Source organism: Marinifaba aquimaris, assembly GCF_013328345.1.
In the GTDB taxonomy this organism is placed as follows: domain Bacteria; phylum Pseudomonadota; class Gammaproteobacteria; order Enterobacterales; family Alteromonadaceae; genus Marinifaba; species Marinifaba aquimaris.
In genome coordinates, this window is the sequence record NZ_JABULX010000015.1 from 89,307 (window position 1) to 99,538 (window position 10,232).

Genomic DNA, 10,232 nt, shown 5'->3' on the forward strand with positions numbered 1-10,232 from the left:
TTAACGCCTTAAATTATTAATTGTTTCCATCATTTGATCAGAAACTTGTAATATACGAGCATTTAACTGATAGCCACGTTGAGCCATCATTAAATTGACCATTTCTTCGTTCATCGAAACATTAGACATTTCGGTCGCCCCTTGAATTAAATCACCTAACCCAAGTTCACCTGGTTGACCATAAGTAGGATCACCGGAGGCATCAGTAGCTTGATAAACACCTTCACCAATTGCTTGCAACTGAGAAGGACTGTTGAAACGCACGAGCTCAATTTCACCTAATTCAACTAAGCCATCTTCACCAGGCACCAAAACAGAAACAACACCATCAGCTGTAATACTGAGTTGCTCTGTATCAGGAGGGATACGTATATCTGAATTTAATTTCAAACCATCCGGAGTGGCGATAAATCCATCAGCATCCACTTGAAAACGCCCAGAGCGAGAGTAAGCCAAACCTCCATCATCCTGTAAGACTTCAAAAAAACCAATACCATTAACTGCCAAGTCTAAGGGGTTTCCTGTTTGTTTGATTGTACCTGCTGAGTGGTCAACATTTACACTTCCCACACTTACACCAATTCCTTGGATCGTTTTATTCGCTTCATTTATCAGGTCGGTTGAATTTTGTGTATTTACTTGCTCAGATTGAACAACGATATCCACGAAATTGACGTTGGATTTTTTGAAACCAACCGTCGACATATTTGCGATGTTATTGGATATAACATCAATCAGTTTTTGCTGCGAACTCAACCCGCTTTCTGATATGTAAAGTGCATCAAACATAATTATCTATTCCCTAAATCACTTACACCTTTTGACAGCATTTCATGGTAGGTATTAGCTGCTCTTTGAAGGCTTTCTGTGTGTCTACTTAATTCAATTAAATTAACCATTTCTTCACTTGCATTCACATTAGATGCATTGATAGCGCCTTGAATAACTTTCGCATTAGTTTGTATCAACTGCCCTTTTGTGAGTTTGTATAATCCATCACCAGCTGGAACCAGTTCTGCATCTTTCGAAGGCTCAACCAAACTTAGTTGTGCAATGAAGGAGCCTTGCTGCTCAATTTCACCTTTGTAATTAATTGAAAAATCACCGGGTTGAAGTTGAACAGGCCCACTATCTGAAAGCAGCTTTCCACCACTTATATGAAGTACTTCATCATGAGTATTTCTTTCAAACTGGCCGTTTTTTGTAATCAAAGAGCCTTGCTCTGTCTCAACTAAAAAAAACGCTCGCCCATCAATCGCAATATTCAAAGGTAAACCCGTTTCTCGCATGGAAAAACCAGACATTTTCAATGCTATTTTACGATCACCCTCAATAACGTCTGAAAACTGCTGTGCTGCATAGCCCGGTGTATTAATATTGGCAACATTATGGCTAATGGCGTTGAGTCGATTGATGTTATTAGATAAAGGCTCTAAAAATAGTGTCATATCATCCATTCAATATTCCTACTTACTTGATTTGTTATCAGTGAGTGAAGATTCGGGCATTGCGAGTAAATCGACAGATGAAAGCGCCTTAACATTGATGAATGTTGGAATTTCATCGACCGACAAAATGTTTAATTGTGGAATTACGCGCTCCATCATTTGACTTAAGGCAAACCTTACAGACGAGTGAGTTATCAGCACAGGCGGTACTTTCTCAATTAAGCATTTCTCGGTTTTTTGGGTAAGCTGAGTAACCAAATGATCAAGACCTCTAGGCTCTATAGCAAGAGACGCCTTTTCGCCCTCAACTTTAACCCCGGCAATTAGAGTTTGCTCAAGTTTAGGCGCTATCGTTATTACGTTTAACTGACCGGATTGATCAACCAAGTTTTGGCAAATTTGGCTTTTTAAGCGCACTCTACATTGTTGAGTTAAATAGATAATCTCTTTACTGGTACGCCCATAATCCAGTAATACTTCTAGTATCAGGTCCAAATTGTGAATAGGTACCTTTTCCTTGAGTAAATTTTTAAGTATTTTTTGTACTTCGCTGTAGGTTAGAACTTCAGGTATCAATTCATCAATCAAACTTGCATTATCAGTTTTAAGCTGAGTAAGCAGCGCTTCAGTATCACCTCTTGTTAGTAATTCATAGCCATGGGCTTTGATAATTTCTGTAAGATGTGTCAGTAAAGTTGTTTCAGGATCAACAACGGTATATTTAGCGTTTTTTGCGGCTTCAAGCTGTCCCTCTTCAACCCACATTGCCGGCAGACGATAAGTGGGTTCGGTACCTTTAATACCCTTTATTGCCTCAAAATGGCCTTTAGGATCAATAACAAGGTATTTATCAAAATGGAGTTGACCGGCAGCAATTGTCGCTCCGAACATTTTTAATTTATATTCGTGGGCAGGCATCAGGTTATCATGTTTCACAGTCAATTCAGGCAAGGTATAACCGGTCGATTGATAATGTTTTGCTCGGAAAGCTTTTAATTTCTCCGACAGAATATTACCGTTGGCTTTAATTCCATCGTCAACATCTGATGATACTTGTAATTCAAGTGGGTAAATTTTGAAAATATCTTCATCTTTAACGTCACTTTGAAGTGCCTGAGTGGACTCATCGAAATTGTCATTATCTTCCCCGGGCACATCAGGTAATTTATTTTGGCGGTAGCTAAACCAAGCTAGAGTAAGAAAAAAACTACTCATAATAAAAATGGGGAAAGTAGGAAATGCAGGTATTGCCATAGCCGCTGCCAAGGTCAAACCAACAATAGTTAGCGTTTGTGGTGATGACATGGCTTGTTTTGAAATTTCTTGTCCTAATTTAGAATCTGATGCCGCACGTGTGATTATAATACCCGTAGCTGTAGCGATAATGAGCGAAGGGACTTGAGTAACAATACCGTCACCCACAGTCAGCAAAGTATATTTCTCTAGTGCTTCTGACCAGGGTAAGCCAAGTTGCGCAACACCAATGGCTAGACCGCCAATGATATCGATGAGAATGATGATAATGCCAGCTATTGCATCCCCTTTAACAAATTTAGTCGAACCATCCATTGCGCCGTAAAAATTAGACTCTTTCTCTATTTCCTTACGACGGTCTTTAGCCGTTTGTTCATCTATAATCCCCATATTCAAATCAGCATCAATGCTCATTTGCTTACCAGGCATTGAGTCTAACGTAAACCTTGCAGCAACCTCAGCAACACGCTGCGCGCCATTTGTTACAACCACATACTGAATAATAACGAGAATGAAAAATACCACTAAGCCAACAACAAAATTACCACCCACTACATAAGAGCCAATAGATGAAATCACTACACCAGCATCGCCATCATTTAAAATCAACCGAGTTGCAGATATATTCAAACCAAGACGAAATAGCGTCGCAATCAATAATAAAGACGGGAAAGTAGAGAAACTTAAAGGCTTTTCACTATAAAATGTGAGTAATAAAATCATCAATGCAAAGGCAAAATTTGCAATTAACAGGATATCTAAAATCACCGCTGGCACAGGCACAAATAACATCAATAAAATGCCAACTACAGCGGTAACTAAAAAAAGTTCACTCCTACCTTTTAACAAAGTCCACATCAGATAGCTCTCCTTTTCTTTTTCTGGTCAAATAACCATTGATAGATAGGAGCAAGCTGTTGGTAATAGTCAGGTGACACATGACTATCAATAGCGAACTCTTTAAACATTTTTCGTACTAAGCGTTTTTTGACTAACACAGGTACTCGGTGTTTTTTGGCTGTATATTTGATTTTTAAAGCCATCGAACCTTGACCCATAGCAACAATTTTTGGTGACGTCATCGCTTCTGGATCATAACTGAGCGCGATGGCAATTTGAGTCGGGTTGACTAACACCACATCTGCCTGTGGTACGCTAGATAACGCAGTAGCTTTTTTTAATAACTCTTTTTGAATCTTCTTCTGCTTTGACTTTATTTCAGGTGAGCCTTCACGCTTTTTATGCTCATCTTTTACTTCTTGTTTGGTCATCATCATTTTCTGCATGAAATCCCAACGAGAAAAGGCGAAATCAATCAAGACAATAGGCAGCATTACTGCTATCACCCACAAAATGATCATGCTTATTGCATTAAACATGCCTAAGGGTAAAGCTTGTGCAGGCAACAAATATAGATTCATTGCACGGTCAATAAGTGAAGGAAAAATTAAATAGAAAACCAAACCAACAGCAGCAATCTTTAGGGTTGATTTGAGTAATTCAAATAGTGATTTTTTAGATACAATTTTTTTAAAGCCTTGTGCCGGGTTTAACTTTGTAAAATCAGCTTTAAGGCTGTGACCAGAGAAAATAAAGCCCGTCTGTAAAATCGTAAAGAACACACTAAACAGAGCAATAATTAAAAGAACGGGTAATATGATCGCGGCCAACTCCAAAAATGACTTTTGGAACAACAAAAGCAAGGCATCTTGGGTAAACAAAAATTGATCAGCTAAACTGAAAACCTGCTTAGAAAAACGAGCAAGAGCAGATGCAATACTGGCAGTAAAAACATAAAAAATACCGAGTAAAACAACCAGACTCAATAGAAAATTAAAGTCTAATGATTTAGCAACTTGCCCACGTTGACGTGCCTGTTTTAGTTTGTGAGGGGTCGGTTTCTCCGACTTGTGATCGGCCATTACAATAAGCCCCCACTGATATGAGACATCATTATTGTAAACAAGCGTTCAATAGGGGCTTTGGCAGGTACAACCACTAACATCAATGTCGCTATACCCAATAAAATTTTAAAAGGTAATGCCACAAAATAAATATTCATTTGTGGCATCGACTTGGACAGCACTCCAATTGTCACATCGACACACCAAAGCACCAAAATAACAGGTGCAAAAATAACCATGGCTATAAAAAAAATACTGGTTAAAAAGGGTAAAGCTTGGGACAACCATTGGTAGCCTAAAGGACTCCCTAGTGGCATTACACTCAGTGAGTAATGCCAAAATACAAATAAATCAGTATGTAGATTCATTAAAAAAAACATCAGTGTTATCAGGGTTAAATAAGCCATACCAAGAAGGGGCTCCTGACTTTTATTACCAGGATCGACAACGCCCGCGGCTCCAAAACCTATTTGTAAATCAACAAGTCGCCCAAAGAATAAAATAGCGCCAAAACTCATCACAAAAACAAATAGGGTTCCAAATCCAAACGTCAACTCACTGAATATTTGTTGATAAAACGGAATCGTAGCGTTGATTTGAATATTGCCTGAAACGGTTAAAACCATTGCAAAAACAATTAAAATCACCACGCGAACAAAACTAGGCATATACCTAAATGGTCCTAGGCTGCTTATAAATACAGGTGCTAAACGACTCATCACTAAAAAGAGTTTATCGGTAAATATTGCTTCCATTACATACTCGCAATACTGAGAAATAATTGGCGAGAGTATTCGACTAATGTATTTAGCATCCAATGGCCGGCAAAGGCTAAAACGGCTACACAAACCAGTATTTTTGGTACAAAGGTTAATGTCATTTCTTGGATTTGAGTTACAACTTGCACAACACTAACTACAATACCGCTAATTAATGCAGCTATAAGCAGGGGTAAAGCAATTTTTAAACTCAACTCAAACATCCTCGCCAAGGATGTCAGTGCAAAATCAACTTCCATGTATCACCCATTTTGACTAACAAGTGATTTTAATTTTTCTGCTATGACAGATTTAATAGGGCGACCGGCTAATTGCCCCTGTTCAAGAACTTGCTGTACCAAGGTTTGAGCTTGTTGTGCATCACCGCTCTTTTCAAGCATGACTGCATGTGCAAATTGAGCTGTGGCACTGTTTTTATCTAATTTTAAAGCTTTATCGATATATTGCTTTGCCAACGACATTTGTTCATTTTCTATCGCAACAAGCGCCATGCCAGCTTGAGAGTCAGCAAAAGCAGCATCAAGCTCAAAGGCTTGCTTAAAGGCTTCAATATATTCAGTTTGCCGACCCGTTAAATAACAAACCCAAGCTTTTAGGTGCCAACTACCAATATGGCTAGGCATATACTGACAAGCTAGAGAAATACTTTGATAACACTCATCAAAAGCGAGAGATTCAAACAATAATTGTGCTTTTAGTGAAAGCGCTCTGCCCTGTTTTGGTTTTAGGGCTAATGCACTATTTATATAAGATTGAGCTTGTTTGTATTGGCCTTCAGATATGCACAAGGAGCTTAATGTCAAAAGTGCATCAAAATTATTAGAGTTAAGTTGGTATGCAGCATTTGCTGCTTGTTTAGATTCATCAAATAAGCTGGCATCAAAATAAGCTAAACTCAATAACCCAAGTGATTCATCAGACTGTTCGCTCGATCGTTTTAATGTTTCTATGCACGCAGTAGTGTCTAATGTTAAATAATAAGCTCTTGCAACAAGTGTTAGTGTTGCAACGTGCGGATTGGCCTGTAAATTGAGTTCAAAAGTATCAATAACGTCTTGATATTGCCCAAGTAAAAACAAACTGAGCAATAAATAATAATGTGCAGTCTCACATGGATGTAGTGTGATTAATTTATTAGCAATGGTGTGAGCTAGTTCTAATTGACCCGATTCGATCGAAAAATGACAAACTAGTTGAAGCTGGGTTGCAGTAGGTACTGAGTCATCGTTAACAACTGAAAGGGCGTATTCAGTTATGTACTCAGTTTTTTTCTGCTTCAAGCATTGTGAAAGGTAATCAGTAATTAACGCTTTATTATCGGGGTCTTTACTTAAAAATGTCTTTAATACATTCAAATCCATGTACACCTACAAACACTATAACCGTGTTTGAACCACCTCATTGATAAAAGATGGTGAGAGGTTAACCCATTTATTTACATTTTGAAACACCCAATCACATATTTTTATAAAACCTTAACAGTTGTAACAGGCAATTATTAATATTTCTTAATTTTCAACGAGATAAGTTTTTATATTTAGCCTTTTCTGACCTTATTTATTAACATATCAACAACATCCTCATACAATTTAGCTTGTTTTTCGACCTGCTGAAACAAATTTGAAAATTCTGCAGTATTAACCAATCGGCTACCTAATTCATCATGCATTATCTGATGAATAACCTTTTTTCTTAAAAGGTTTTTATCTTGCCCCTCATCAAAATCCTTAATGATTTCTACTAGTTTAGATAGGGGTTGTTGATCTTGGTTATTTGGTTTGCTTGACGCCGCTGTTTTTTTTACAGACGTTACTTTATCCGTTGGCCAAAAACGTGAATCAGAACCACGATTAATTTTATTGATCATAAAGCTTAGTTATAAATGTTGAGCAAAGCTGATGTCGACAAGCCCAAGCCAGTATCATTATCTGATTGGTTTTTATTAGACGACTCCTCCATTGCTTGATAAGTGTTTTTTGTTAGCAACTCAATGACTCGGGTCATATCCTGATTTAATGCGCGATTGTCATCATTTAAGCCAATTCCTTTAGTCAATAATTCAATTGCTTTTTGTGTTTCTTCTTCTGTAAGCAATAAAATTAAAGCTTGATTAAATGCCTTTAAGTAATCGGGTATCTGGTCACTAGCAGTATTTAGGTTTTGCAACTGAACTAATGCGCTATCTAAATGGTCTTGGCAAATTAAGAAAAATCCATATTGAAAGCGCGCCAAGTAAAAATTAGGAGAAATAGTCAGCGCTTTTTCAAATTGCCTACTAGCAGCGTCTGCATTCTGTTGATTTGCATAAATACTCGCCAATAAAAAAGCAATATTAGCGTTGTTAGGCTCAGTAGATTGAATATTGAGTAGGTTTTCAAGAGCTTGGTTATGCTCTCCTTGTTCGATGAAGTTAATGGCTTGGTCTAAAGACTCAGTAATGTTATCTGGCATGTTTTTTTATTTTTACTTGTTATTTACGATTACTTTAGCATTTTAGTGGAACCAAAACTCTATATTGTTGAGATTCTTCAATTAAAAAAGCCTTAGCTAAGAACTCTGGGGTCAGGTCTTTCATTTTGCATCGCGTATTATTCTACTTATTGTTGAATAATGCACACCAAAATAATCGGCTATTTTCTTCTGTGTATAACCACCACTTTGATAAGCTTTTATTATTGCATCATTGCGTTTTGAGTAATGCGTTTGATAAAACTTTAATGGCTTAGCCTCACGTCTTTGTTGTACCTTTGGCACTTCATTTATTTCCGGTATATCAGCAGCTTGTTTTAAAAAGCGCTTGGAAAAGGCTTCATCACCCAAAAAAACTTGATGAGTAACTGACTGCCAAAAATTACTTTCCGACTGCTGATTAACATAATTTTCAAAAAGCATCATTGAACGATGTATATCTATATCAAAACGGCGAAGCACTATATCTTTTACTAACCAGTGCGGACATGAGCACTGACCTGTCATAGCGGGGTAACTACTCCAATTGTAATCACGGACATGATTAACCATATTGGCACGAAGTGGGTTTTGAATAACATAGCGGATCAAGGTTTTATAATAACTATCGCTATCAACTAAAATACTTTTAAACCGTCCTTGAAAAAGATGCCCGACACGCCCTCGTTTGCGATTAAACCTTTGGGTATAAACACCATTCAGCTGCCTCATGCCCAATGACAAATTACCTTCTAATGTTTCAACAACCAGATGATAGTGATTGGTCATTAAACAATAAGCATGTATTTGCCAGTGATAGCGCTTGCAAACCTCACCTAAGGTATCGAGAAAACTTAAGTAATCATTCGGGGAATGATAGATATCCTGCCTAGCATTGCCCCGAGAAGTAACATGATAAAAAGCACCATCAAACTCAATTCGAAGTGGTCTCGCCATTATTGACCCCTCACTTTAAAAATTAAAGTATGGTTCATCAAACAGCAGATGCAAAATGAAAGGCCTGACCCCAGAGTTCTTCAAACATATTGGCTTTCTTTTTAGATATATTATCGAGCCCAACCTTATCATTTAAGTAAAGTTAAATCTTTAGTAAATAAGCTTAAATAAATAGCAAAAAGCCTTACCGAACGACTCGGTAAGGCTGATATTTTATGATGTTAGAAAGTAACAAAACTTTATTTATTCAATTCTAAATTTTGTTGGCTTAGCTCTATCATTGTAATTGCCAATAAAGCATAAGCGCCATCAGCACAAGTTTCTGCAACAAGGGTTTGTCTTTTATCGTACCAAATATTACTCAGTGTATTACCCGTATTATATGCCGATAAAAATGCAGTATACATTGCATCAAAATTGGGATGATCATTTTTCACAACCACATGCATACGATGATAACTGCCCCCGTAACACAACGTAGGTGCTGGCGATAAGGCAACTTGAAAGCCGGCCTGATCCAACCTGATTTTAGTCACCTTAAATGGTCCGCTTTCATGAAGGGCATAACTATTAAAAGTTATCACCGACAAAATTAAAGGTAATAGTTTTATTAACATTTTCATTTTTTTCTCCTTGATTGTAGTTATTTTTCCTATAGGGTCAGGTCTTTGATTTTGCATCGCGCATTATTCTACTTATTGTCGAATAATGCACACCAAAATAATCGGCTAATTTCTGCTGAGTATAACCACCACTTTGATAAGCTTTTACTATTGCATCATTGCGTTTTGGGTAATGCGTTTGATAAAACGGTAATGGCTTAGCCTCACGACTTTGTTTTACCTTTGGCACTTCATTTATTTCCGGTAAATTGGCATCTTGTTTCAAAAAGCGCTTGGCAAAGGCTTCATCACCCAAAAAAACTTGATGAGTGTATATTCCACTCCCAATCGGCCACTTTTCCAAACAAAATCAGCGCGTGTTACGATTAAAAACTGCGCCCATTCCGAGCGGAATGAGCGATGATTGGCACGGCACCCAATGGCGCGTGGCACTGGTCAAGGGTGATCGGCCTTGCTGGTGTAAAAGGATCGGCTCGCTGTTTAAAAGCCAGCACAATCCAATAAAACCAACAAGACTCATTCACCAATCTCAACCGAATGCAAAATGAAAGACCTGACCCCAGAGTTTTAAAGCCAGCACAATCGAATAAAACCAACAAGACTCATTCACCAATCTCAAATCTCATGCAAAATGAAAGACCTGACCCCAGAGTTCCTGTGCTCTTGCACTCTACCCGCCACAACAGCATTACCAAAGGCATCGGCATAACCAAGTTATGCCGAATGATGCAAGATTCAAGATCTGATAATCCTCTAAGACAGCCTCGCTCCTTGCATTGACTTTCAGCACTAAACTGAAAGTTGAACCCAAAACAAACA

At 37.9% G+C, this 10,232-nt stretch carries 12 protein-coding genes; all 12 read right to left on the reverse strand.

Annotation, left to right across the window (positions count from 1 at the left end; genetic code table 11):
- Nucleotides 1–789 carry a flagellar basal-body rod protein FlgG gene (flgG, locus tag HR060_RS11035; protein WP_174200351.1) on the reverse strand — a complete coding sequence of 263 codons (789 nt, stop codon included), beginning with the start codon at nucleotides 787–789 and terminating at the stop codon, nucleotides 1–3.
- 2 nt (nucleotides 790–791) lie between these two features.
- Nucleotides 792–1,457 carry a flagellar basal body rod C-terminal domain-containing protein gene (locus tag HR060_RS11040; RefSeq protein WP_174200365.1) on the reverse strand — a complete coding sequence of 222 codons (666 nt, stop codon included), beginning with the start codon at nucleotides 1,455–1,457 and terminating at the stop codon, nucleotides 792–794.
- A gap of 9 nt (nucleotides 1,458–1,466) precedes the next feature.
- Nucleotides 1,467–3,560: a flagellar biosynthesis protein FlhA gene (locus HR060_RS11045; RefSeq protein ID WP_174200352.1), complete on the reverse strand. Its 2,094-nt coding sequence runs from the start codon at nucleotides 3,558–3,560 to the stop codon at nucleotides 1,467–1,469.
- Entirely contained in the window at nucleotides 3,560–4,624 is a 1,065-nt protein-coding gene (locus tag HR060_RS11050) for an EscU/YscU/HrcU family type III secretion system export apparatus switch protein (protein WP_174200353.1), read from the reverse strand. The genes HR060_RS11045 and HR060_RS11050 overlap by 1 nt, the downstream gene beginning before the upstream one ends.
- Nucleotides 4,624–5,361: a flagellar biosynthetic protein FliR gene (locus tag HR060_RS11055; protein ID WP_174200354.1), complete on the reverse strand. Its 738-nt coding sequence runs from the start codon at nucleotides 5,359–5,361 to the stop codon at nucleotides 4,624–4,626. Before HR060_RS11055 ends, HR060_RS11050 begins: the two co-directional genes overlap by 1 nt.
- Nucleotides 5,361–5,624 (reverse strand): flagellar biosynthetic protein FliQ, encoded by a 264-nt coding sequence (locus HR060_RS11060; RefSeq protein WP_174200355.1) that lies wholly within the window; start codon nucleotides 5,622–5,624, stop codon nucleotides 5,361–5,363. The genes HR060_RS11055 and HR060_RS11060 overlap by 1 nt, the downstream gene beginning before the upstream one ends.
- Before the next feature lie 3 nt (nucleotides 5,625–5,627).
- A complete protein-coding gene (locus HR060_RS11065) occupies nucleotides 5,628–6,740 on the reverse strand; it encodes a tetratricopeptide repeat protein (RefSeq protein WP_174200356.1) in 1,113 nt (370 codons plus the stop codon).
- Between the two features lie 182 nt (nucleotides 6,741–6,922).
- The gene (locus HR060_RS11070; protein ID WP_174200357.1) at nucleotides 6,923–7,252 is read right to left on the reverse strand and encodes a hypothetical protein; all 330 of its coding nucleotides are present in this window, start codon (nucleotides 7,250–7,252) and stop codon (nucleotides 6,923–6,925) included.
- 5 nt (nucleotides 7,253–7,257) lie between these two features.
- The gene (locus HR060_RS11075) at nucleotides 7,258–7,836 is read right to left on the reverse strand and encodes a tetratricopeptide repeat protein (protein ID WP_174200358.1); all 579 of its coding nucleotides are present in this window, start codon (nucleotides 7,834–7,836) and stop codon (nucleotides 7,258–7,260) included.
- 120 nt (nucleotides 7,837–7,956) lie between these two features.
- On the reverse strand, nucleotides 7,957–8,790 hold the full coding sequence (locus HR060_RS11080) for a transposase (protein ID WP_174200359.1): 834 nt from the start codon (nucleotides 8,788–8,790) through the stop codon (nucleotides 7,957–7,959).
- A 239-nt stretch (nucleotides 8,791–9,029) separates the two neighbouring features.
- A complete protein-coding gene (locus HR060_RS11085; RefSeq protein ID WP_174200360.1) occupies nucleotides 9,030–9,413 on the reverse strand; it encodes a hypothetical protein in 384 nt (127 codons plus the stop codon).
- 37 nt (nucleotides 9,414–9,450) lie between these two features.
- Nucleotides 9,451–9,756, reverse strand: a complete 306-nt coding sequence (locus HR060_RS11090) for a helix-turn-helix domain-containing protein (RefSeq protein WP_174200361.1) — start codon at nucleotides 9,754–9,756, stop codon at nucleotides 9,451–9,453.
- Between the last annotated feature and the right edge of the window lie 476 nt (nucleotides 9,757–10,232).

What these genes read in the sequence shown, in the direction of transcription:
- HR060_RS11070 (WP_174200357.1), bottom strand. Translation starts at nt 7,252, where the DNA reads ATGATCAATAAAATTAATCGTGGTTCTGATTCACGTTTTTGGCCAACG.
- HR060_RS11075 (WP_174200358.1), bottom strand. Translation starts at nt 7,836, where the DNA reads ATGCCAGATAACATTACTGAGTCTTTAGACCAAGCCATTAACTTCATC.
- HR060_RS11055 (WP_174200354.1), bottom strand. Translation starts at nt 5,361, where the DNA reads ATGGAAGCAATATTTACCGATAAACTCTTTTTAGTGATGAGTCGTTTA.
- HR060_RS11045 (WP_174200352.1), bottom strand. Translation starts at nt 3,560, where the DNA reads ATGTGGACTTTGTTAAAAGGTAGGAGTGAACTTTTTTTAGTTACCGCT.
- HR060_RS11040 (WP_174200365.1), bottom strand. Translation starts at nt 1,457, where the DNA reads ATGGATGATATGACACTATTTTTAGAGCCTTTATCTAATAACATCAAT.
- HR060_RS11060 (WP_174200355.1), bottom strand. Translation starts at nt 5,624, where the DNA reads ATGGAAGTTGATTTTGCACTGACATCCTTGGCGAGGATGTTTGAGTTG.
- HR060_RS11085 (WP_174200360.1), bottom strand. Translation starts at nt 9,413, where the DNA reads ATGAAAATGTTAATAAAACTATTACCTTTAATTTTGTCGGTGATAACT.
- flgG (WP_174200351.1), bottom strand. Translation starts at nt 789, where the DNA reads ATGTTTGATGCACTTTACATATCAGAAAGCGGGTTGAGTTCGCAGCAA.
- HR060_RS11050 (WP_174200353.1), bottom strand. Translation starts at nt 4,624, where the DNA reads ATGGCCGATCACAAGTCGGAGAAACCGACCCCTCACAAACTAAAACAG.
- HR060_RS11080 (WP_174200359.1), bottom strand. Translation starts at nt 8,790, where the DNA reads ATGGCGAGACCACTTCGAATTGAGTTTGATGGTGCTTTTTATCATGTT.